The sequence below is a fragment of the Phaeocystidibacter marisrubri genome, assembly GCF_008933165.1.
Taxonomy (GTDB): Bacteria; Bacteroidota; Bacteroidia; order Flavobacteriales; family Schleiferiaceae; genus Phaeocystidibacter; species Phaeocystidibacter marisrubri.
Window position 1 is genome coordinate 650,922 of record NZ_WBVQ01000002.1, and the last position, 22,948, is coordinate 673,869.

Sequence of the window (22,948 nt, forward strand, 5' to 3'; positions counted from 1 at the left end):
GATAGTTTTCGTTTGTAAACGGCTATTATTTTGATGGAGGTATGGAAATCGCTAGCTTAATGCTAAGGGGAGGCGGGTTTAATTTTTACCCACTACATTATATTCTAACATGATAAGCGTAATGCTAAGGATGGAAACAGCTCACAAATCAAAAAGAAGTGATCAAGCTGCAATCTTCCTTCCCTTCCACTCCACTTTTACGAAAAACGATAGGACGACTATAACGGCTGTATAAAACGGATAAACCAAACTCTGGACTACCATCCCGCCAAAGGGCAGTTCGTACTTGTATGCCCTTGAAAATCGCTTCAGGAGAACGACATCAACCATAGCCTTACCCAACCACAATATGAGAACGGGCACCAACATAGATGAAATGAAGAATGACCCTACCAAACCGACCACGGTAGATAGGCTGAGGAAGGCAATTAAACCTGCTACAGCCTTAGCTTTCGCAGACGTATAAGAGGAGCTTTTGCCCGCCCATCGGATTCTCTGACGAAATACAGCCTTCCAAGATTGTTGTGGATAAGTATAAACTCCCGAGAGCTCTTGGATATCCGCGAACAGTACACCATCGGGATAATGAGCCATCATGCGCTGCAAGGTAAATACATCATCACCACTGGAGATGTGTGCATGTTGTCCGAACCCTCCGATCTTTTCAAATGCCATTTTCCGATAGGCCAAGTTCGCGCCATTACACATCACCGCCCATCCATTCTGGGTGAGGCCACGCGCGCTTCCCACAAGGCTCAATGTATCAATCCCCTCGAAGGAAGACTGAACACCACCATCTTGAAGTACAAAGACATCTCCACAAACCATTTGTGTTGACTTATCTGAAAATGGATTAATCATTCCTTTAGGCCAACCAGCTTGAGGAATGACATCTGCATCAATGGTTAAAATTACAGGATGAGAAGATGTGCAGTATCCTATTTCTATGGCTGCCTTCTTACCCACACCCGAAGTGTTCGATAGTCTAAAACGATTATCATTCTTGGGTAGATTTGCCCTTACTAAGTCTACACTCTGATCTTCGGAGCCGTCATTGATCCAAATAACTTCAAACTCATATGGAGAACTTATGAGTCGCTCGATAATAGCTTTTGATGTTTTGGCAATCACTTCCCCTTCATTGCGAAATGGAATCAGAACGGTGAACGCCTCTCCCGTTCCATTCACAACGGTTTTCCGCCTCTTGAAACCAACAAGTAGGAAAGCGGCGAAGGCAAAATATAAGATGAGGAGGAATGGTAAAAGCACGGCGAAAAATAGCTAAAAAAGCCTAGGTTTGTGATATGCAGGAGAAGATCATCATGGGAATTGACCCGGGAACAACAGTGATGGGATATGGCGTCATAAAAGTAATTGGCAAGAAAGCAGAGCTACTGGCATTTGACGTTTTGAAATTCCGAGCAAAAGACGATCACTATCTAAGACTCGAACAAATCTTCAAGAACACTAGCGAAATTGTAGAACAATACATGCCAGATGAAATGGCGCTCGAAGCTCCTTTCTTTGGGAAGAACATTCAATCGATGTTGAAACTTGGGAGGGCGCAAGGCGTTGTTATGGCCGCAGCGTTGTCAAGAGGGATTCCCGTTGTTGAATATTCTCCCAAGCGCGTAAAGCAATCCATCACGGGAGATGGTAATGCGAGTAAGGAAAAAGTAGCGGGAATGCTAAAGAGTATATATGGATTTAAAGAAATCCCCAAGCTCTTAGACGCAACGGACGGACTTGCTGTTGCTACCTGCCACCACTACCAAAATAACACCATCCTAGGAAACCAAAAGAGCTATGGAAGTTGGGATGCATTCCTGAAGAACAATCCCGATCGATTAAAATAGACTTACTTCAGCGCTGCTTTAATGGCCTGAGCTGTACTCACCCACTCTTCTTCTTCAAAAGACAATCTTTCATTCGAAAAGTTTAGGTCCTTCTCAGTGTCAATGGGAATGAGATGAACATGAGCGTGTGGAACTTCCAAGCCCAACACCGCAACACCTACGCGTACGCAAGGAATCGCATCTCCTACTGCAGCGCCCACTCGATAGGCCAAGTCCATCACGCCATCGTAATCGGATTTAGGAAGGTCGAATAGCTTATCAACCTCCTTCTTGGGAACAATCAAAGTATGGCCTCTTTTTAAAGGTCTCACATCCAAAAACGCTATGGCGCTTTCCGTCTCTGCTACTTTATAACACGGAATCTCACCTGCGATGATCTTTGAGAAAATAGAAGCCATACACTGAATTTATCGAGAGATTTCAATCACTTCAAACTGAATCTTGCCATTTGGCACTTCAATTTCAGCAACGTCTCCTACGCTTTTACCAAGGAGTCCCTTGCCGATAGGTGAAGTTACCGAAATCTTACCAAGTTTAAGATCTGCTTCTTTCTCACTCACCAAAGTGTAATTCATCTCCATGCCATTAGCAAGGTTCTTGATTTTCACTTTAGACAAGACGAGAACTTTAGAAGTATCCAACTGCGATTCATCAATAATACGCGCATTAGAAAGTTCAGTCTCTAGCTTGGCAATTTTCATTTCAAGCAGGCCTTGAGCTTCTTTAGCTGCATCGTATTCAGCGTTCTCAGATAAGTCACCCTTATCACGAGCCTCAGCAATCTGTTGAGAGATGCGAGGTCGCTCAATACTCTTCATGTGATCGAGTTCTTCCTTCAGCTTTTTAAGGCCTTCTGGGGTATAATATGATAACTGAGCCATAGGTATATAATCAAAAGAAAATGAGACCGATATGGTCTCATTTCCTGCAAATATACAATTTCGTTGAATCCGCAAACCACTTTAGCAATTTACGACTCTGAAATCTTTTTAGAATGCTACTGCTACGCCGATAGTGTGGATACCACTAAAGTTTTGTGCAGCACGGTATGCGTAGTCAAAACGAAAGTTTGCTTTGCCCATTGGAGCGTTAAACATAACGCCTGCACTCGGACCGCTAAGAGCCGTCGTATTTCTTCCGTCTACGCGATTGTCGTTCACACGGTAACCCGCGCGGACTGCCAACCACTTCTTGAATCCATACTCTAGACCGAATACGTAGTTATCCTTTTCGAAAGAGTTTGCCACGAAGGCCGCATTGATCGTAAGACGGTGAATGTTCTTAGCAATGTTCCAGTCGTATGCACCACCCAATGTTAACTGAGTTGGCAATTCGAAATCAGCAGAACGTGAGTTAAAGGCTTGTGAGTAACCACCCTGTGGAACAGGAAGGTTGATAGAAAGTCCGTCACCACCGTAGCTGAAAGATGGTCCAACGTTCTTCAATGTAATACCCAAGCGCACGTTTCTCTCGTTCTTCTTCGTTTCTGTAATGTACTGAACCCCTGCGTCAACAGCGATACCCGTAGCACTCAAGTTGGAGATCGTAGAGTTGTAAACCTTGATGTTTACACCACCGTAGATATTGGTGGTAAATCGCTGAGCATAGCCCAATCCAATCACAATTGAAGTTGGAGAAATGGTACCTGCACCACCTTCCGGCTGGTCTTCAGTAGTAATATCCCACTCCCCATAATCAAAGGACTGAATAGAAAGAGCTAGGTTTCCGTTCTCACCTACCTGCTGAGCGATACCCGCAGCGTTCACAGAAATTCCAGAACCAACTAGCCATTGCGTATTCGCAAAACCTACTTCTGTTCCTTCGTTATGTGCCAAACCTGCGATGTTCATAAAGGATCCTTCCAACCCCATTACGCTCGCAACGTTTGAGTTGGCCAAACCTGCGCTACCAGCCCAAGGGTTGATAAGCAATTCACTTGCACCAGCTGACCCGGCACGTTGAGGGTTGCCTCCGAAGGCTGCTGTGCTAAGCACAGTTGCAGCCATCAAAGTAGTATATAAAGATTTTCTCATAGTCAAAGCGTCAATGCGTTGTTCCCTATTAGAATGCGTTCAAGTCAACCGGACGAAGAGCACCATACCATTTCAGCACAGTTTCTCCAATATCACCAGCGTCTACGTGAATAATGTAAACACCGGATGCAATTGGCACGTTGTAGTCATTTGTCAAGTCCCAACTCACCCATGTAGATGCGTTGTTCTTATTGATCTGACGAATCAATGTACCATTGGTGCTAAAGATGCTAATTGTACAAACTTCTGGAAGGTTGGTAAACTTAACTTGGTTGTCCAACTGCGAAGTTTCGTATGCACTTCTAGCATAGTATGGGTTTGGTACTACACGAATGTTGTCCAAAGCACTTGTAGCCGTAGCCATCTGTCTTCTCTTCGTGGCGAAGTCAGTCGTACTGAATTCGTACAATGGATTTCCACCATTCACTGAAGTGGTTCCAGCAGGTTGGTAGGTACCATAAGGACGATTCACTCGAATGCTTGTACGAACCTCACTTGGCATTTCAGTATAAGGGTCAACATCCGTGTACTTCACAGTAGTTAGAGGGATGTTAGCATAAAGACATGATGAAAAGATTCTGCGCTTGTTAATTGCACTGCTAATATTCTCAAATCTGTTATACATAGGGTTGGCTGTTTGATCAGCTCCCTTATACGAGTTGTCTACTGGTGTAATACCTTCAATTGCTTCTGGAGCGAAAACATAGAGGTAATGTTGACCACCGAAGCGGTAACCACCTGTAATGTTATCACCAGGACTCACTGCCACAGTTGAAGTTGGGTTCCAAAGCATATCGTTACCGCGCTCTGCAACCATGAAGCTGTTCTCACCAAAGGCCATATTCAAACGCTGACCCGTTTCAAGGTCAATTGCGTAACCTGGGAAGTAAGACCATCCACGACCAGCCGCAGAATTGTCACGAACAAGTTGATCACCTTGAAGGATCCAACCGTTAGCTTCACGAAGGTCAAACTTGTTGGCATTACCTTGAGTCAATGCAGGATCTTCACCCATCTCTAGAACAGGAACACGAGTCCACTTGCTCTTGTCATTGGTGTAAACGATATCCACACTGTGGAGGTTCGCCGGCTTAAGACGAGCACCAATATTACCTACAATAGAATCCGATGGCCCCATACCGAAGATAGAATATCCACTTGCCGTACCACGACCTAGGAAACTCACATAGTAGAAAGGAGCCCAAGTACCGTCAACCATCTTCTCGAAGTACTGCTTAGGGTCACCATTGAAGTCAGGGTACAATTCAGCTGGTGCTTCTGTTGCGGTAGTGTTTGTACCTGCAAAGATCCAGTTGAACGGAGTATACGAGTCATCATCAACAACCCCTGTCAACCATTGTGCGGTTGCATCACTAAAGGTTTGTGAAGTTGAAATAATACCACCGTTGAATACGCCGTTTGTATCGTTTCCTGGCTGACGAACATTCTCAACCGTTACAGAAATACCCAATTCTGGAATAATCTGTTCGTTCAAGAATCCAATGTTTCTACGTGAGTATACTGTATCACCTTCTGTGATAAGCATCCAGTTTGCATCGTTATCTACACCGTCGAAAATCATTGTTGAAGTTCCTGCAGGAACATTCTTAGGGTCAACAATCTTCACGTCAACTGGACCACGACCTGGAACGTAAAGTGCACGTTCAGCATTGTAATCATTAACGATCTCTTCTTCTGTTTCAGTTTGGAAGGCCAAATCATTACCAGAGTTACCCATACCTTCAATACGAGTGATCTCAATACCATCACCGTAGTCTCCGTTTAGGTCAAGACCACCTTCTTCAGATTCAGTCTTGTGAGGAATACCTGTGTAAGTCTGGATATTGTTACGACCTGGCAAGAAAGGCTTGCGCTGACCGTCAGGACTTGCTGCTGGATCGAATGGCTCGTATTCGTTATAAGCGTAAGCAATTACAGTGAAGTAATACTCTCTATGGTTTACAAGTGTACGAGTTGAAGTAGCAAATACATCCTCTTTGATGCTAAATGACATTTGAATACCCTCGTTGTTAGTCACAAGAGTCATGTCTTTTGGAATCAACTGGTTGATGTTTGGATCCAACTCCCAGTTAACCAACTGCTCAACCGAGTTACGAACGTCAGTTTGAGCAATCAAACGAGACTGTGATGGATCGTAACGGTCGGCAATAGAAACTTCCTTGTTCGCGAATTGGAAGATTTGGAAACCTTCAAATACGTAATTAAAGTAGTTCGGACTATTAGCAATTACTTCCGCCTCTGTTTTACCACCTGGAACAGGAATCAATGGATCCTTTTCAGAGTAATCCAAATTCTGGTTGTTAGAAGCGTTGCTATAAGAAAGAGTAATGATCAACTCTTGATCGAGTTCGATGATCTCAACATCTGGAGCATCAGGACCATTCAATACTTGGAAACAGTTGTCGAACAATTGCTGTGCTTTATCATCAGCAATGATCACTTCCTCAACGGAAGCAAAGAGGTCTTGAGTTTGGAAGTTTCTCTCCCAAACCACACCTGTAGTGATAAAGTTCAATGCGCCTGGAGCCAAAGAGAAAGGACCAGCGTTGTGAAGACCACGCTTATCTTCCTTGTTAGAAGGAGACTCAAACCAGTTCTGGTCTGAAGTAGGAGCCGTTACACCTGTAGTATCAAATGTGTTACCCGGGTAAGCAAACAAAGTTGCCAAACCAGAACCATCAGCAGTGTAACCATCACCGTTTGCCGTGTTACCTTGACCAGATGGATTCTCAACCACCAACGGGTTACCGTTCTTCCAACGGCTACGCATGTAGTTATAGAATTCAGCAGCTGAATTCGGGTTACCAGAAGCTGGGTTAGCGGTGTTGTTAAAATACATGAAGCCAGACATGATGATACGCTCGTTGCGTCCCACTGTCTCATCTTCTGCCACACAGTTACCATTTTCGTCACGCACACCATCCACACAACCATCGCGGTCATTATCACGACCATCATAGTAGTCAGCAAATGGGCCTTGGAAGAAGTCAAAACCTACCGCAGGTGGGTAGAAACCGTAACCCAACGGACCTTCATCTTCAAGGTCTGCATTGTAACAGTAACCCAAACCACGAGGAATATCACAACCAATCAAGTCATCATCTGGCTTACCCAAATCTGGGTCAAACCAAGTGGTGAAGTATGTATCAGTCAATCGGAAAGTCGACTTGTTGATAATACGGTAGTTGTTGAAAGTCATGTTGTTGATTTCGTCGTTCGTAGTGAACGCGAAAGCTTGAGCGCGGATTTCGAAACCAAGAGCTCCAGCTTGAGTCTCGGTGTGAACGTTACCACGGTCATTATATACCCACCAGATCGTTTGGTCACCATAAAGGAGATCCACCTCTTTCAACTGACAGTCGTATGAACGATCTAGATCGTATGCTGGGTAATCCACCATTGGGTCGTACGTATCATCGCCATCGCGGTCGATGAATGGAGCCAAACGGTATGGAAGTTCGTTCTCCACACCGTGAGCTGGCCAGTTCATGATGATATCAGGAATGTTTCCTTCGTATCCAGGGAACTCAGCTGCTGCATCACAGTCTGGATCAGACTGACAATCCAACCACGCTTTGTGGATGTCTACTTGTTCGCGATAAATAATCCAGTGACGGTCATACTTATCACAAACTTCTTTGGTTACAGTAGCCAAACCGTCGGTTGACAACGGGCCAGGCCAGTAGTCATTACCTTTTTGACGGTAAGTCATTGCTGCAAGTTTAAGCTGGTTACCTTCATCCACACCACCGAGCCAAAGCGCACCGGCAAACATAGAGTGAAGGTTACTTCCCTTCGGAACCTCATAACGTGCTTGGTTCAAATCCCACCACATATCACCACCACCTAGGATGGTCGTACGAACATTATTAATGTTAAGGTCGGACTGAGCCTGTGCAGGTTGACAGAGTTCAGCAACTGTTTTATTTGAATTGGCCGACTTATTCGTGCTAAGTGGAAGGCCAGGGATTTCACGTCCACTTGCAGAAACTACTGCAAAGACGCTGAAAAGCCACGGTAAGATGCGAAGACCTTTAATCATGATTCTATCGCTTTTAATTTTTACCAATTAGAAGTTGTAACGAACACCTAGACGAATACGACGTGGAAGTGCGTAGTTGAAAGGTGAGTTAACTCTGATGTTATACAAATCTGCGTAAGATTGTGCGTCAGCACGGAATGCGATTGAAGTTTGACCCTGAGGGGACGACAACCAACCGTCATCATCTGCAGCACCGGTGTAGGCGTATACGTTGGTAACGTTTCTAGTGTTGAGAAGGTTGAGGACAGATACATACACTTCAAAGGATTGAGTATTTGTCATTCTAAACACCTTATTCACTGTCAAGTTCATGTTGAACGTCCAAGGCATACGTGAACCGTTGATCTGACCGGTCAATGGTACATTCGATCCAGCAGTGGTCAATTCGAATGCACGAACACGCGCAGTGTATGGGTTACCAGAGTTAGCACTTGTCAACAAGTTGACACCAAATCCTTCTAAAATGTTCTTGTCCCACATCTTCGGACCATCATAACGATCTCCAAATCCATAACGGTAATCGACATTCAATGTCACCTGATGACGAGTATCGAAGTCCAATGGAAGGATGTAACGCAAGTTAGGTTGACCTGAACGTGCTAGGTTAGCACCCGTGTTCGGACCAGAACCTGAACCATCTGCGAAAAGAAGCGTGTAGTTTGCGGTCACACGTACATTCTTAACTCGGCGTAATTCGTAACCGATGATGAAACCTTTTGTAGTAGAGAAGTCACGGTTACCGTAAGTCAAGTATGTGATTGGGTAAGCTTCGTTCACACTAACAATCTGAATCAAATCTCTTTGCTCTTTGTAGAATGCAGATAGGCGAATCTTAGAGTCATCACTTACCTTCTGTTCGAAACCGATCTCATAGTCGGTAGTTCTTTGAGGCTTCAAGTTCGGGTTACCGATAGTTGAGCTAGTCAAGTTATCGAGCAACAAGTAATCGAATGGATTGAAACGACCCAAACCTGGAGTAGGGCGCTGAACCAAAACATCATAGTGTGCAAAGAAGGCGGCGTCCTCATTGATAGGGAACTGGAAAGAGATACGTGGAGAGAAGGTTACTTGTGGAGTGTAATCCTCAAAACCATCTGTACTCAATACGAAGTCACCGTTATCATCAGTTGGACCATATACATAAGGTTGAGCAATACCACCAGAGATATCTGCAATATCCTTAGGGTTAGAAATCTGGTCACCTTGAGCATCGTACCACTGATCACCATTACGATAACCGGTAATCGCAGTTGGGTTATCTACGTCGTTTACGTAAACCACGTAATCATCACCAACCGAACCTGGGATCTCGCTACCCAAAGCCATGGTGCGAACATCGCCAGCAGAGTAAGCTGGGTAAAGTGAATACGGATCCTTCAAGACAGACTGGTTCGCATCATAGCGATCTACACGAACACCTACGTTAAAGTAGATATCGTTGTATTTAAATTGATCTTGAATGTAACCAGCGATATAAAGCGGTTGGAAAGCAGCTACCGGACGAGTCAAGTTTCCGTTGTCGTCGGTTGCAGTAAAGAAGTCATTCAATGTTGGGTTTCCGGTTTGGATGTTACCCAAGTAATCGTAACCGTAGTATCCTACATATTGTGTACCCCCTACGTTCACCAATTCTGACGCACTGAACATGTCGAGGCTAAAGAAATCAGGATCGTAAGAATCAATATCCACGAAATCAGTTCCGTTCGGATTCAAACCTAACTTCTCACGCACATTGCGATCAAATGTACGAGGTACATTCGCATCGTATGCACGGTTGTACATGATCGTATCTTGGAACACACCATTCTCATCGTACACAAGAATTGGGTTATCCAAATCCAACTGAAGAATCGCTTGGTTTTGAAGGAGACGCATTTGAGTCCAAAGACCGTTTGCATTCAAATTGTAGTTACGGTCGATGCGTTGCTCAAATTCCAAACCAGCAATAAGTGAATGGCCTTTGATATCGAACGTAGTTTGTGCAGTTACACGGAACTGTGAGTTGCGAGTGGTACCGTAGCCTGCTTGCTGCGTACCTACTGCTTGGAACAAACCGTAAATACTTTCAGGGTTATCACCGTTAATCAAACCACCACCTTGACGAATGTTAGTCAAGTTGAATGTGTTGTTGGTGATGCTTCCATCTTCTACGAAATCGTAGTATGAAGAAGTGTAGTTGGCACGAATCTCATTGTACTCACTTGGATCAAACAATACAGCTGTATCTTGGAACAATTGCTGAACCCAAGCAGTGATACCTGTAGTTTCATCCTCTGTGTACGTATAGAAACGTTGCTGATAAGTAGTAAAGTTACCAATGTGTCCGTAACGGAAGAAGTTGTCCTGATGAACCGCATCCCATGTCTTACGATTGTTACGGGTGTAATCTACTTGAATGCTGTAGAACACATTACTTACAAGGGAAGAATCCGTCCCAGGGAAAGACTGACGGAAGCGAACGAAACCGGAGTAATCACTGTTGATTGACTCTGAGTTTGAACTCCAGTTCATCAATGAACTCGCAAATGAACCATTCTTTCCGCGGAAGTAAGTCAGACGACCACCCACAGTTAGGTTCATGGTTTTGCTAAGTGCAAAATTAATACTACCTGTAGCACGCACAGTTGTTTGATCTACATTCAATCGATTATCGATTTCAGTAAAATCTGAAGCGCGAAGGAAGTTACCCTCATTCAGCACCCCTTGACCTACAGTTGATGGTCGAAGTGGAGTAGCTTCAATCTGAGCAAGCTTGCTTTCACTTACGCGCACAGGTGAGATAATATATGGGCGTGGCTCCTCTTGGTATTCGAACTCACCTGACAACAAGAAACTAGCAATAGTCTTACCTTCATTCTTAACTAATGGACCACCAGCAGTAAGACCTAAGAGATTGTAGTTCTGATTATCCAACATATAAGAAGAAAGAAGCTCTACCGTACCAAAGTATTCGGTGAAGTTTCCTTTTGTAGTAAGGTTGGTTACGGCACCTAAGGCGTCACCGTACTGCGCACCTAATCCCCCAGTGATAATCTCAACAGATTGAATCGCTTGTTGCGGAATATTCGCTGAACCACGAACCTTTACACCGTCGATAAAGACTTGGTTACCTTCGGAACGAGTACCACGAGCATTAAAAGAGCCATCCTCATTCTGAGTCACACCCGGTGCCAATGCTGCAACACTTCCAATGTCACGTGTAGCAAGCGAAGTCACTTGTTCAGACTCAAAGGTCTCTATTACTGTAGGATTACCCTTGTCAATTAGCTCTCGTTCAGCCTTAATTACAACTTCACCTAATTCCTGAGCTGAAGCAGGTGGTGCTGATATATTCAACACCGTTGCACCACTAGGTTTAATAACTTGCCCAGTGAGTCTCATGCCTCCATTCTCCAGACCTTCAACAACAACAATGTCATAGGTGCCAGGATCAATCGGTGCAAAGTTGTATTTACCGTCAAAATCAGTCAATCCAGCGTAAACAACTGTTTCACCGTTCATGACTTTAATTTGAACCTGGAACAACGGTTCTCCAGTCTCTTTGTTTTTCACTTGTCCGGTGAGTCGGCCAACATTGGACTGTGCCCAAATTCCGGCTGATAACACCACAAGAAGTAGCGTGAGTATTCGTTTCATCATATAGCCAAGTAGTTAAATCAACGTACCCTAGTCAATTAGAAAGGGGTAAATATAACAAGAAATTCACCTGTCACACCAAACGCTAATAGGTTCAAACTGTTGAGATTTGGCCTTTTGGCAGTCTAGGGAACTCAAAATAATAAACGCAACGATGCGCTAACAGGTTGGCTCTGTGTGAACAAAATGTTAACAGAGCTACTTTGTACCTTTGTAAAATGCTGAAGAAACTTTTTTTTCTGACCCCACTTTTTTTTCTCGGATGCGGGAAAGACTTGCCTCAACAAATACCAAATGTATTTGTGAGCGAGTATGTTTACCTCAATAACCCTTCTTCTCAAGCCATCAATTTTATTGGTGGGTCCATTTACCATACAGGCGGCTACCGCGGATTGGTTATTTACAGAAGGTATATGAACGGAGATTCCAACGACTGGGTTGTCTATGATCGCGCTTGCCCCGATCATTATTCCAGAGATTGTGGACTTCTAAAAGTTGAAGAAGATATCTACCTGGGTTGTGGATGTGACGACACTCAATTCTTGATGTTCGACGGTTCTTTGGTGAAAGGATCCGCAGAATACCCTCTCCTCACCTATCACGTAAATTGGCAGGGCGATAAACTCCACATCACGAATAATTAAGACTTCCCTATATATAGTGGTATAAAAAAAGGGCGTCCAATTTTGGACGCCCTTTTCTATGAGACAAAAACACAGCTTAGTATCTGTAGTATTCTGGCTTGTACGGACCTTCAACGGTAACTCCGATGTAATCCGCTTGCTCTTTTGAAAGTGTCTCCAACTCTACACCAATTGCATCCAAATGGAAAGCTGCTACTTTCTCATCCAAATGCTTCGGCAAAGTATACACCTCATTCTTATATTGATCGGCCTTGGTGTACAATTCAATCTGTGCCAACACTTGGTTGGTGAATGAATTCGACATCACAAAGCTAGGGTGCCCTGTAGCACAACCCAAGTTCACCAAGCGACCTTCAGCAAGTAGAAGAATGTCTTTACCATCAATAGTATACTTGTCAACTTGTGGTTTGATTTCAACATGTGTACTGCCGTAATTGGCTTTCAACCAAGCAACGTCAATCTCATTGTCGAAGTGGCCAATATTACATACAATGGCCTTATCATTCATCAATTTGAAGTGCTCTCCACGGATGATGTCTTTGTTTCCTGTAGCTGTAACAATAATGTTCGCACGAGGAATAGCATTCTCCATACGCTTCACTTCGTAGCCGTCCATTGCAGCCTGCAAAGCACAGATTGGATCAATTTCGGTTACGATTACACGTGCACCCGCACCTCGTAGCGAAGCCGCTGTACCTTTACCCACATCACCATATCCAGCAACAACCGCAACTTTACCTGCAATCATTACATCTGTAGCACGGCGAATTGCATCAACAGCACTTTCTTTACAACCGTACTTGTTGTCGAACTTCGACTTGGTTACGGAGTCGTTAACATTGATCGCTGGCATTGGAAGAGTTCCTTTGGCCATACGCTCGTACAAACGGTGCACACCAGTAGTGGTCTCTTCAGAAATACCACCAATACCATCTACCAAGTGTGGATAGCGATCCAAGACCATGTTGGTCAGGTCACCACCATCATCCAAAATCATATTGAGTGGCTGACGATCTTCTCCGAAGAAAAGAGTCTGCTCAATACACCAATCAAATTCCTCATCGGTCATGCCCTTCCAAGCATAAACTGGAATTCCAGCGGCTGCAATTGCGGCAGCAGCATGATCTTGAGTTGAGAAGATGTTGCAGGAAGACCAAGTTACATCTGCACCCAATTCAACCAATGTTTCAATCAAAACAGCGGTTTGAATGGTCATGTGCAAACAACCTGCAATTCTAGCGCCTTTCAATGGCTTACTCGGTCCGTATTCTTTACGAATGGACATCAAACCTGGCATTTCTGCCTCGGCCAATTCGATTTCTTTGCGACCCCAGTCTGCTAAAGAAATATCTTTTACCTTATATGGAACGTAGTTCGTGATCGTCTCGCTCATTCTATCTAATTTGCATGATTTACGGCTGACAAAGATACAATTCTAACAACGAAAACACAGTCAGGTTCACAGTGGAGTCCCCCGAACATTACTTATATCACCCTGAAAGCGACGTATCTATCAATCTGGTTAGCATTGATTGGGTTGATGAAAAAGACGCAGAATGGCTTCATCCGAATGATATCGCGCGTTTAGATGAGAAGATTCACCACGCGATGAAGCGAAGAGAATTCATTGCAGCCCGAACCGCTTTGCGAATTTTGGTGCCCAATTATATGCTTCACTACGAAGGACGATGTCCGATCTTAGATGGAAAAGGGTTCATTTCCCTTGCACACAGTCCCCAATTTGGAGCGGCCATTCATCACCCAACGCGGCGGGTAGGAATTGACGTTGAACCAGAGCGACCCAAACTTAAATCCCTGGCAAGGAAATTTTTAAACGCAGCCGAATTAGATGATATCGCTCGTGGTAATGAGCAATTTAAACTTCAGATAATGTGGGGAGCCAAAGAAGCGTTATTCAAATTACACCGAATGGGTGGAATAGAATTTAAGAAGCACTTATTTTTAGACCCTATTCCGAGTACTAAGTCGGGAACCTTCAAAGCTAAAATTGTAACAGAAACTGAAAACACACCCTGTAAAATCGGATACTTCTTTCACGAAAATCAATACGTAGTTTACGCCGTAAGTGAAATAGCGCTTTAAACTCGATTTTGTAGGTTTGCAAAAACCATCCAATGGACCAATCCATACGGACATATCTCCAGAATCTTCGCTCCAACGGGGAAAAACGGTTAGCAGTTCTTATCGATCCAGATAAGGCAGGAACCGAATATCTCCACCGTGTGGTTGATGTTGTTAATCGATGTGGCATCGAGCTTATCTTCTTTGGGGGAAGTTTGCTCACTCGTTACGAACTCGACGAACACATTCGAACCATTAAATCCATCACCGACGCAAAAGTTATTCTCTTTCCTGGAAGTTCACTCCAAGTGAGTTCGGAAGCGGATGCATTACTTTTCTTGTCGCTCATTTCAGGTAGAAATCCCGAATTGTTAATTGGACAGCACGTTCTCGCCGCTCCCATGATTCGGCAGTATAACTTGGAAGCACTTTCCACCGGCTATATGTTGGTAGATGGTGGTAAACCAACCACCGCTTCTTACATTTCTGGCACCCTTCCACTTCCTGCTGACAAGCCCGATATTGCAAGTGTAACGGCTATGGCCGGTGAACTTCTCGGACTTCAACACCTTTACTTAGACGCAGGTAGCGGTGCCATGAATCCTGTATCCGCAGAGATCATTGCCGCTGTTCGAAAAGTCACTTCCACCCCATTGATTGTAGGTGGAGGAATGCGTACGGTTGATCAAGCTGTGGCTGCTGCAAATGCTGGCGCCGACATTGTTGTGGTTGGCAATGCCGCAGAGAAAAACCCTGAACTCCTGGAAGATATTGCACACAACGTGCACGCTATAAAGGTTAAGACCCAAGCATGATTTTCACCGTCGAAATTTCCTGCTATCCACTCTCTGAGAACTATCTTGAAATTGTGGACAGCTTCATTGTTGCAATGAATCAGTATCCTGATTTAAAAGTGGTAACCCATCACAGTTCTACCTTGGTAATCGGACCGAGCTCTAGCGTTTTTCCCGCACTTGAAAAAGAGATTCAAAACTCATTTGAAACATACGGAAAAGCCTCATTTGTGATGAAAGTTCTAGGAGGAGACTTGACGCAATCGGTGGACATTTCACCTTATGCCCAATAAGATCGTCGTCACCGGACCTGAATCTACCGGTAAATCATCCATTTCTTCTTTGCTGGCCGAGGAACTGAACGCTGTTCATGTCCCGGAAATGGCACGCGGGTATTTAGAGCAACTCGATTCTCCTTATTCAGAAGAAGACATGCATGCCATGGCAAATCTTCAGTTTGAAAAGGAGCTAGATGCTGCAAACTCAGATGTCAACACAGTAGTGTGTGATACCGATTTGCTCACGTTCATCATTTGGTGGGAGGTGAAGTTTGGAAGATGTCCAGATACATGGAAGAACCTGTGGATGAACAACCTACCGGATTTCTACCTAATCATGGATATTGATCTTCCATGGGAAGACGATCCACTGCGTGAGCATCCTCACCGCAGGGCTGAACTCATGGAGCGGTACACGTTGAAAATCGAGGAGTGTAAAATCCCCTATTCCATTATTTCAGGAAGCGGCGAGGAGCGGTTTCATCAAGCCCTTGCTGCCATTCACACAATCTACTAGGAAAGAGGTCTCTAGCGATTCTTCTGTCATTGTCTTTGTGATGTAAGAAATTGGTGCCTACCTTCGCGGCCAATCTCACAGGGGTGTCCTTACTTTACGGTTTGGACTGAGATTATACCCTTTGAACCTGGGCAGGTAATGCTGCCAAGGGAACTTTTTTACTTACAAACAAACCCAAGCGAGTAATTGCCCCTGTTATTCGTGATAATGCACATTATCATGAAGCAATTTTCTATGCTTGGCATTTTGTTCCTACTCAGCACGGTCGTCTACGGCCAAGCGAGTTTTAGGGGCAAGGTGCTAGACGATCAATCCGGTGAAAAAATCACTTTTGCCGTGATCAAATCCACTTCCGAAAGAGTGATGACCAATAATTTAGGTCAGTTCGAAATCACTGTAAACCCGGGAGAAACACTCACTATCTCGGCCATTGGCTACGAAGAGCAGTCGGTTACGACCTCTTCGAACATGAGGGAAATCGTTATCCGCCTCATACCAGCCGTCGAAAAACTCGGCACGATTGAAGTTCTCGCGTTGCGAGCGGGTGAAGAGACGCCCATTGCAAAAACGAACCTCGATGAAAAAGACATCGAGAGTCAGGATTTTGCGAAAGACATGCCGTACATCCTAGAAAACACGCCTTCTGTGGTTTCTACTTCAGATGGAGGTACGGGTGTGGGTTACACCGGACTGCGAATTCGCGGTAGCGATCAATCGAGAATCAATGTAACCATCAACGGTGTTCCTGTAAATGACGCTGAATCTCAAGGGGTATTTTGGGTAAACACGCCCGACCTCGCTTCAAGCGTGAGTCAACTACAGATTCAGCGTGGCGTAGGTACATCCACAAATGGAGGCGGTGCCTTTGGAGGTTCCATCAACATGGAAACCAAGAGCTTATCCAAAGAAGCATACGGTAGTCTAAACGTGGGTGGAGGTTCATTCAACACGCAGCGTTACACTCTGGCTTTTGGAACGGGACTGATTAACGGACATTGGACCTTAGACGCCCGCGCATCGCGAATTAAGAGTGACGGCTGGGTAGAACGCGCCAGCAGCGATTTAAAGAGCTACTACCTTGCCTTAGGATATATTCAAGGGAACACTACCGTTAAAGCACTCGTGTTTGGGGGCCGTGAGCGAACGTACCAAGCTTGGTATGGAACCGACTCGGCTAACTATGCTGTCAATCCAAGGTTCAACTATGCCGGGGCTATTTATGATGACAATGGGGACATTGTAGATTACTACGATGACCAAGTAGACAACTACGGTCAAGATTATTATCAACTCCACGTCAACCACAAGTTCAACGACAACTGGAGTGGTGGAGTTTCTGGATTCTACACCAGAGGCAAGGGATATTATGAGGAATATCAGCAAGGTCAAGCGTTTGCAGATTATGGTATGAACCCGATTTACACGGCTACAGATACCATCAATACCACGGACCTTACTCGCCGACTTTGGCTGGACAACCATTACTACGGTGCCATGGCGAACCTACGTGGAGAGTGGGAAAACCTCACTTTGACCATCGGTGCTGCATGGAATCAATACGATGGCGATCACTACGGGACATTCCTATGGGCGGAATACGCGAGCAATCGCAAACCGGGTGATCGTTTCTACGACAACAACAGCATTAAAACCGCTTGGAACGTTTACGGCAAGGCCGAATACCGCATAAATAACAAGTGGGGCGCTTACCTCGACTTGCAGGTACGCGGGGTAGACTATTCAGGTGCAGGACTTGAAGAAGAACAAACACCCATTTCATTTAGTGATAACCTCACTTTCTTCAATCCAAAAGCGGGGGTTACATATACGGTGAACGATCATTCTCGACTTTATCTTTCCTATGCCATGGCGAACCGCGAACCAAATCGCAAGGACTACCTGTTCGCCCCCAACAACGAGAACCCACGTCCAGAGCAATTGCAAGATATTGAAGTAGGATATGAAGGTGGAACCGAACTCGTTCAGTGGAGCATCAATGGCTATTATATGCACTACACCGACCAATTGGTGCTAACAGGTGCATTGGACAATGTGGGCACGCCAATCCGCAAAAACGTTGGAACGAGCTATCGCCAAGGGATCGAGGTTTCATCAAAGTGGAAAATCAACGAACCTCTCACCATCAGTCAGAACTTCACATTTAGCAACAACAGGAATGTGAACTACATCCAGAGTATTGGAGATACCACAACTCAAAACTTGGGCTCTACGCCTATCTCATACTCACCACAAATCATTGCGAACATCACTGCGACTCTCCATCTTCCACTCAATTTGGATTTGGATATCATCCCGCGCTATGTTTCCAAGCAATACCTGACCAATGAAGGCGATGAGCGCTATGTTTTGCCAGAGTACTTCATCACCGACTTGCGTCTTAGTGGTAGCTGGAGCTTTGACGGTGTTAGTAGATTGAGAGCCTATGCCATGGCCAGCAACGTCTTCAGTGAAGAATACGCCTCCAATGGATACGCCTCCGGCGGATATATGGGATTCTATCCTCAAGCGCCAATCAACTATATGTTTGGGATCGAATTGAGCTTCTAAAGCTATTGTAGATTGAATGCATGAAAGGGACTCGAAAGGGTCCCTTTTTAATGCCCTTTCTTGCCGCAGTCGCATCCATACGTTAGATGCACCTCTACATTCTCAATCCCTTCTGGATATCGGCGATAAAAGTCCTGTTCCGACAAATAGGTTTGGCGTAAATCCAACTCTCGAAGGGCTGGCATTTGCGTGATGGTACTTGGAAGAGTTGACACATCGGTATGCCACATGTCTAAATGTCGAAGGGCGCTCAAACGATGGATGCTATCGGGGAGCATCTCAATTCGATTGTCTGCCAAATACAACTCTTCTAAGGATGCTAGCTCCAATATGGCTAAAGGGAAGGAAGTGAGTTCGTTCTTTTCCAGAATTAAAATGCGCAAATGAGAGAGTGTGGACAAGGAGTCCGAGATAGAGGTTATGTCGTTCTTGCCTAAATCGAGGATTTCGAGGTTCGTAAAACGCCAAACTTCCGAAGGAATAGATGTCAAGTCATCTTTGCGAAGTTCCAAATGGATCACTTCTTTGGGAGTGCGAAGTGCATCTTCCAAATCGGTGTACACCTTCCCCTCCTGACTCCAAAGATCAGTGCTGCAAACGATTGTTAACAAGGCACTAAGCCAAAGTACGCCGTGCGTCTTCTTCATCGCGTTTCAATTGCTGCTTCAAGTCGTCTACCGATTCAAATTTTTGCTCCGAACGAATTCGGCTCACAAACTCAATAACGAGTTTCTCCCCGTATAAATTTCCATCAAAATCTAGGATATTCACTTCAATACGACGCTCGGTCCCGTGCACCGTTGGTCGATGGCCAATGTTACACATTCCCTTTGCAACGGCATCTGGACGCTGTGGGAAATTGACTTTTACGGCATACACTCCATCGGCTGGAATCAGTTTATTGGGATCATTGATCTCCAAATTAGCCGTTGGGAATCCAATGGTTTGCCCAATCTGATCTCCCTTCACCACTCTACCTGTCAGCAAGAACGGACATGTGAGATAAGCCGCGGCAGATTCTACATCTCCTTCACTCAATGCCGCACGAATCTTGGTTGAGCTCACTTTTACATCGTCAACATCTTGGGCGGGAATTTCTTCCACATCAAATCCGTAAACCGGTCCAAATTCCACCAAGTGCTCAAAGCTCCCTTCCCTATTTCTGCCAAAGTGATGGTCGTAACCAATCACTAGGTGCTTCGCTCCAATTTTATTCACAATCAAATTTCGAACAAACTCCAAAGAGCTCGTTCTGCTAAAATCCAGAGTGAAAGGATGGATGATCAAGTGATCGAGTCCTGTTGCTTCGAGGAGACGAATTTTCTCGTCCAAGTTGGTAAGAAGCTTCAACTCCATATCGGGTTGAAGTACCGTACGAGGATGAGGATGAAAGGTCAAAAGAACGGATTCGCCATTCACTTGTTTGGCCACTTCCACCAATCGCTGTAGAATACGTCTATGTCCCACATGAACCCCGTCAAACGTCCCAGTCGTAACTACCGCATTCGCACGGGTTTCGAACTCATCGATGGAGTGGTAAACTTTCATTTGTATTGCCTATTTGAATTCAAAGGTAAAAATCCAGTAGATTTACGGGTACAGACACTTAACTTATCAAACACATGAGCAACAAAGTATCCTTCGGAAAAACCTATTCCATGGGTTTCCGCATTTTCGGTAAAACCTTGGGTTGGCAAATCCTCTATTTAATCGTCTTTTTCATCGCCGCTATGGTGATTTCACTTCTCACAAGTGTGATTACTGGCGTTCTCTCAGGTCTATTAGGAGTGATAGGTACCATAGCCATCAACCAGTTGCTCTCTTCCTTTGCAACAACACCTTTGACGTACGGCTTTGCGGTCATCAGCGATCATGCCTATCAAGGTAAGAATGTAGAATTCGGTTCTGCCTTCTCTACTTACAAGAAAATTGTCCCTTTGTTCTTGTTGTATTTAATTTCAGCTGTAGTAACTGGTGGTGTATTTCTTGGATTGACCTATGCACTGATGGGACAGGACGTGATAGAACTCGTCAATCTCTTCAGTGAAGTCATGTCATCTGCGCAATCGGGAATGACCAATTCAGGCGACATGCAGATGTATGGTGAAGAAATTGTAGCCTTGATAATGGGAAACATTGGTGTTCTCACTATCGTTGGTCTGATTACATTGGCAGTGGGTGTCATCTTCTTCTTCCCTCCTTACTATGTGGTCTTTAAAAATGACTCCGTAGGCGATGCGTTGAGCAAGGGAATCAATTCCAGCTTGAAGAACCTACCAGTTATTATCCTCATCATGATCTCGCTTTACATTGTCATTGCAATCATGGCAGTCATTATGATTATCCCTATCCTCGGTGCATTGATTTGGTTCCTTGTGATCTTGCCGCTTGTATTTAGTTTCATGCAGGCGATTTTCCGTCAGATGGAACCAGAAATCAGCGAGACGCAAACCTCTGATTTAGACGAAATACTGGACTTAGAGTAGGCTCAAACAGAGTCTTTTAAATTTTTCCATGCAATAGGGTGAGTGCGACCGAATAAGTCGTATTTTTGCGCCCGAAATAGAGAGTCCCGTAATAACGGGATCGAGAATAACGCTTAATCAGAAGAATAATGTCTCAGGTAGTAGGTAAAATCGCCCAGGTGATCGGTCCGGTCGTCGACGTTTACTTCGCAGATGCCGAGAACTTGCCGAAGATCTACGACGCGTTGGTTGTCAAGCGCGCGAACGGTCAGGAAGTTGTTTTGGAAACACAACAACACATTGGTGAGGACACAGTACGTGCCATCTCAATGGACTCTACTGACGGTTTCACACGTGGTCAAGAGGTTGTCGCACAAGGTGCCCCAATCACAATGCCAACAGGTGACCAAATTCGTGGTCGTGTATTCAACGTAGTAGGTGAAGACATCGACGGAATTGGGAACATTAAAGAGAGCGCTGGATTGCCAATCCACCGTGAAGCTCCAAAATTCGAAGATCTATCTACAGCATCTGAGATTCTATTTACTGGTATCAAGGTTATCGACTTGATCGAGCCTTATGCAAAAGGGGGTAAAATTGGTTTGTTCGGTGGTGCCGGTGTAGGTAAAACCGTATTGATCCAAGAATTGATCAACAACATTGCAAAAGGTCACGGTGGTCTTTCTGTATTTGCTGGTGTAGGTGAGCGTACTCGTGAGGGTAACGACCTTCTTCGTGAAATGCTTGAATCAGGCATTATCAAGTACGGAGACGAATTCATGCACAGCATGGAGAACGGCGGATGGGATTTGACTAAAGTTGATACCGAAGCCCTTAAGGAATCTAAAGCAACCTTCGTATTCGGTCAGATGAACGAACCTCCGGGTGCACGTGCTCGTGTTGCCCTTTCAGGATTGACTCTTGCTGAGTACTACCGCGACGGCGAAGGAAGCGGCCAAGGTCGTGACATCCTTTTCTTCGTCGATAATATCTTCCGTTTTACACAGGCAGGTTCCGAAGTGTCAGCACTTCTTGGACGTATGCCTTCTGCCGTAGGTTACCAACCAACTTTGGCAACAGAGATGGGTGCCATGCAGGAGCGTATTACCTCAACTAAAAACGGTTCCATTACTTCTGTTCAGGCGGTTTACGTACCTGCGGATGACCTTACTGACCCTGCTCCAGCAACTACGTTTGCTCACTTGGATGCAACTACAGTATTGTCTCGTAAGCTTGCAGCGCTTGGTATTTACCCAGCAGTAGATCCATTGGATTCTACTTCACGTATCCTTGCTCCAGAAATCATCGGTAACGAGCATTACGACTGTGCTCAACGCGTGAAGAATATCCTTCAGCGTTACAAGGAACTTCAGGACATCATCGCCATTCTTGGTATGGAAGAGCTTTCTGAAGAAGATAAGTTGATCGTACACCGCGCTCGTCGTGTTCAACGATTCTTGTCTCAACCGTTCCACGTTGCTGAGCAGTTTACAGGTATCCCAGGGGTATTCGTAGACATCAAGGAAACGATCAAAGGCTTCAACATGATTATGGATGGAGAATTGGATAAGTATCCTGAAGCAGCCTTCAACTTGAAGGGTTCTATTGAAGAAGCTATCGAAGCAGGCGAGAAAATGCTTGCTGAAGCTGAAGCAGCTTGATAAATTAGAATAGAGAGGAGCAGGCCTTTGGTCTGCTCCATCTTTCAAAAGCATACGCATGTATCTCGAGATTATCACACCGGAAAAACAAATCTTTCAAGGAGAAGTAGACGCAGTTCAACTTCCTGGAACGGATGGTCTTTTCCAAATCTTGAAAAATCACGCACCTATCATCGCTACACTTACTAGCGGTAAGGTGAAAGTGAATTTGGCAGACAACCACAAAACACTTGACCATATGTCGGGTGAAATCATCCCTGACACAGAAGATGACACGGTGATTTTTATCGATATCACTGGCGGTGTTGTGGAAATGATGAACAACAACATCATCGTTCTAGCCAACTAATA

The 22,948-nt window shown here is 44.8% G+C and carries 19 protein-coding genes; 10 read left to right on the top strand and 9 right to left on the bottom strand.

The genetic code is table 11. The features are described 5' to 3' along the window. Positions 1 to 162: 162 nt before the first annotated feature. Complete coding sequence (locus F8C82_RS10280) at positions 163 to 1,269, bottom strand: glycosyltransferase (RefSeq protein WP_151693499.1); 1,107 nt, start codon at positions 1,267 to 1,269, stop codon at positions 163 to 165. Between the two features lie 35 nt (positions 1,270 to 1,304). Between F8C82_RS10280 and ruvC the strand changes: the two genes are divergently transcribed. Beyond that, the gene (ruvC, locus tag F8C82_RS10285; RefSeq protein WP_151693500.1) at positions 1,305 to 1,856 is read left to right on the top strand and encodes a crossover junction endodeoxyribonuclease RuvC; all 552 of its coding nucleotides are present in this window, start codon (positions 1,305 to 1,307) and stop codon (positions 1,854 to 1,856) included. 2 nt (positions 1,857 to 1,858) lie between these two features. Here ruvC and F8C82_RS10290 read toward each other — a convergent pair whose 3' ends face one another. The 5 genes from F8C82_RS10290 to F8C82_RS10310 all read right to left on the bottom strand — a co-directional run bounded on the left by F8C82_RS10290 (position 1,859) and on the right by F8C82_RS10310 (position 11,591). Then, positions 1,859 to 2,254, bottom strand: coding sequence for an HIT family protein (locus tag F8C82_RS10290; protein WP_151693501.1), 396 nt, complete (start codon positions 2,252 to 2,254; stop codon positions 1,859 to 1,861). Between the two features lie 9 nt (positions 2,255 to 2,263). Then, entirely contained in the window at positions 2,264 to 2,737 is a 474-nt protein-coding gene (greA, locus tag F8C82_RS10295) for a transcription elongation factor GreA (RefSeq protein WP_151693502.1), read from the bottom strand. Positions 2,738 to 2,845: 108 nt separating this feature from the next. Then, positions 2,846 to 3,889 (bottom strand): PorV/PorQ family protein, encoded by a 1,044-nt coding sequence (locus tag F8C82_RS10300; protein WP_151693503.1) that lies wholly within the window; start codon positions 3,887 to 3,889, stop codon positions 2,846 to 2,848. Between the two features lie 28 nt (positions 3,890 to 3,917). Continuing rightward, positions 3,918 to 7,952: a T9SS type A sorting domain-containing protein gene (locus F8C82_RS10305; protein ID WP_151693504.1), complete on the bottom strand. Its 4,035-nt coding sequence runs from the start codon at positions 7,950 to 7,952 to the stop codon at positions 3,918 to 3,920. Positions 7,953 to 7,979: 27 nt separating this feature from the next. Then, entirely contained in the window at positions 7,980 to 11,591 is a 3,612-nt protein-coding gene (locus tag F8C82_RS10310; RefSeq protein WP_151693505.1) for a TonB-dependent receptor domain-containing protein, read from the bottom strand. Positions 11,592 to 11,806: 215 nt separating this feature from the next. Here F8C82_RS10310 and F8C82_RS10315 point away from each other — a divergent pair, with 215 nt between their 5' ends. After that, the gene (locus tag F8C82_RS10315) at positions 11,807 to 12,232 is read left to right on the top strand and encodes a hypothetical protein (protein ID WP_170266225.1); all 426 of its coding nucleotides are present in this window, start codon (positions 11,807 to 11,809) and stop codon (positions 12,230 to 12,232) included. A 76-nt stretch (positions 12,233 to 12,308) separates the two neighbouring features. Here F8C82_RS10315 and ahcY read toward each other — a convergent pair whose 3' ends face one another. Continuing rightward, positions 12,309 to 13,625: an adenosylhomocysteinase gene (gene ahcY / locus F8C82_RS10320; RefSeq protein WP_151693507.1), complete on the bottom strand. Its 1,317-nt coding sequence runs from the start codon at positions 13,623 to 13,625 to the stop codon at positions 12,309 to 12,311. Between the two features lie 71 nt (positions 13,626 to 13,696). Between ahcY and F8C82_RS10325 the strand changes: the two genes are divergently transcribed. The 5 genes from F8C82_RS10325 (at position 13,697) to F8C82_RS10345 (ending at position 18,471) form a co-directional block, all read left to right on the top strand. Then, a complete protein-coding gene (locus F8C82_RS10325) occupies positions 13,697 to 14,335 on the top strand; it encodes a 4'-phosphopantetheinyl transferase family protein (protein ID WP_151693508.1) in 639 nt (212 codons plus the stop codon). Positions 14,336 to 14,367: 32 nt separating this feature from the next. Beyond that, on the top strand, positions 14,368 to 15,129 hold the full coding sequence (locus F8C82_RS10330; RefSeq protein WP_151693509.1) for a phosphoglycerol geranylgeranyltransferase: 762 nt from the start codon (positions 14,368 to 14,370) through the stop codon (positions 15,127 to 15,129). Beyond that, positions 15,126 to 15,401: a hypothetical protein gene (locus tag F8C82_RS10335; protein ID WP_151693510.1), complete on the top strand. Its 276-nt coding sequence runs from the start codon at positions 15,126 to 15,128 to the stop codon at positions 15,399 to 15,401. The genes F8C82_RS10330 and F8C82_RS10335 overlap by 4 nt, the downstream gene beginning before the upstream one ends. After that, positions 15,391 to 15,903: an AAA family ATPase gene (locus F8C82_RS10340; RefSeq protein ID WP_151693511.1), complete on the top strand. Its 513-nt coding sequence runs from the start codon at positions 15,391 to 15,393 to the stop codon at positions 15,901 to 15,903. The genes F8C82_RS10335 and F8C82_RS10340 overlap by 11 nt, the downstream gene beginning before the upstream one ends. Before the next feature lie 219 nt (positions 15,904 to 16,122). Continuing rightward, positions 16,123 to 18,471 carry a TonB-dependent receptor gene (locus F8C82_RS10345; protein WP_170266226.1) on the top strand — a complete coding sequence of 783 codons (2,349 nt, stop codon included), beginning with the start codon at positions 16,123 to 16,125 and terminating at the stop codon, positions 18,469 to 18,471. Positions 18,472 to 18,518: 47 nt separating this feature from the next. On the opposite strand, the gene F8C82_RS10350 is transcribed toward F8C82_RS10345, so the two are convergent. Further along, positions 18,519 to 19,118: a leucine-rich repeat domain-containing protein gene (locus F8C82_RS10350; protein ID WP_151693513.1), complete on the bottom strand. Its 600-nt coding sequence runs from the start codon at positions 19,116 to 19,118 to the stop codon at positions 18,519 to 18,521. Further along, complete coding sequence (locus tag F8C82_RS10355; RefSeq protein WP_151693514.1) at positions 19,087 to 20,019, bottom strand: bifunctional riboflavin kinase/FAD synthetase; 933 nt, start codon at positions 20,017 to 20,019, stop codon at positions 19,087 to 19,089. The genes F8C82_RS10350 and F8C82_RS10355 overlap by 32 nt, the downstream gene beginning before the upstream one ends. Before the next feature lie 74 nt (positions 20,020 to 20,093). Between F8C82_RS10355 and F8C82_RS10360 the strand changes: the two genes are divergently transcribed. From F8C82_RS10360 to F8C82_RS10370, 3 genes are all read left to right on the top strand, one after another. After that, complete coding sequence (locus F8C82_RS10360) at positions 20,094 to 20,957, top strand: hypothetical protein (RefSeq protein ID WP_151693515.1); 864 nt, start codon at positions 20,094 to 20,096, stop codon at positions 20,955 to 20,957. A 128-nt stretch (positions 20,958 to 21,085) separates the two neighbouring features. Next, positions 21,086 to 22,597, top strand: a complete 1,512-nt coding sequence (atpD, locus tag F8C82_RS10365; RefSeq protein ID WP_151693516.1) for a F0F1 ATP synthase subunit beta — start codon at positions 21,086 to 21,088, stop codon at positions 22,595 to 22,597. A gap of 58 nt (positions 22,598 to 22,655) precedes the next feature. Beyond that, the gene (locus tag F8C82_RS10370) at positions 22,656 to 22,946 is read left to right on the top strand and encodes a F0F1 ATP synthase subunit epsilon (protein ID WP_151693517.1); all 291 of its coding nucleotides are present in this window, start codon (positions 22,656 to 22,658) and stop codon (positions 22,944 to 22,946) included. Positions 22,947 to 22,948: the final 2 nt, after the last annotated feature.

Coding starts and splice junctions, on each gene's coding strand:
- ruvC (WP_151693500.1), top strand. CDS start 1,305: ATGCAGGAGAAGATCATCATGGGAATTGACCCGGGAACAACAGTGATG.
- F8C82_RS10290 (WP_151693501.1), bottom strand. CDS start 2,254: ATGGCTTCTATTTTCTCAAAGATCATCGCAGGTGAGATTCCGTGTTAT.
- greA (WP_151693502.1), bottom strand. CDS start 2,737: ATGGCTCAGTTATCATATTATACCCCAGAAGGCCTTAAAAAGCTGAAG.
- F8C82_RS10300 (WP_151693503.1), bottom strand. CDS start 3,889: ATGAGAAAATCTTTATATACTACTTTGATGGCTGCAACTGTGCTTAGC.
- F8C82_RS10305 (WP_151693504.1), bottom strand. CDS start 7,952: ATGATTAAAGGTCTTCGCATCTTACCGTGGCTTTTCAGCGTCTTTGCA.
- F8C82_RS10310 (WP_151693505.1), bottom strand. CDS start 11,591: ATGATGAAACGAATACTCACGCTACTTCTTGTGGTGTTATCAGCCGGA.
- F8C82_RS10315 (WP_170266225.1), top strand. CDS start 11,807: ATGCTGAAGAAACTTTTTTTTCTGACCCCACTTTTTTTTCTCGGATGC.
- ahcY (WP_151693507.1), bottom strand. CDS start 13,625: ATGAGCGAGACGATCACGAACTACGTTCCATATAAGGTAAAAGATATT.
- F8C82_RS10330 (WP_151693509.1), top strand. CDS start 14,368: ATGGACCAATCCATACGGACATATCTCCAGAATCTTCGCTCCAACGGG.
- F8C82_RS10335 (WP_151693510.1), top strand. CDS start 15,126: ATGATTTTCACCGTCGAAATTTCCTGCTATCCACTCTCTGAGAACTAT.
- F8C82_RS10340 (WP_151693511.1), top strand. CDS start 15,391: ATGCCCAATAAGATCGTCGTCACCGGACCTGAATCTACCGGTAAATCA.
- F8C82_RS10345 (WP_170266226.1), top strand. CDS start 16,123: ATGAAGCAATTTTCTATGCTTGGCATTTTGTTCCTACTCAGCACGGTC.
- F8C82_RS10350 (WP_151693513.1), bottom strand. CDS start 19,118: ATGAAGAAGACGCACGGCGTACTTTGGCTTAGTGCCTTGTTAACAATC.
- F8C82_RS10355 (WP_151693514.1), bottom strand. CDS start 20,019: ATGAAAGTTTACCACTCCATCGATGAGTTCGAAACCCGTGCGAATGCG.
- F8C82_RS10360 (WP_151693515.1), top strand. CDS start 20,094: ATGAGCAACAAAGTATCCTTCGGAAAAACCTATTCCATGGGTTTCCGC.
- atpD (WP_151693516.1), top strand. CDS start 21,086: ATGTCTCAGGTAGTAGGTAAAATCGCCCAGGTGATCGGTCCGGTCGTC.
- F8C82_RS10370 (WP_151693517.1), top strand. CDS start 22,656: ATGTATCTCGAGATTATCACACCGGAAAAACAAATCTTTCAAGGAGAA.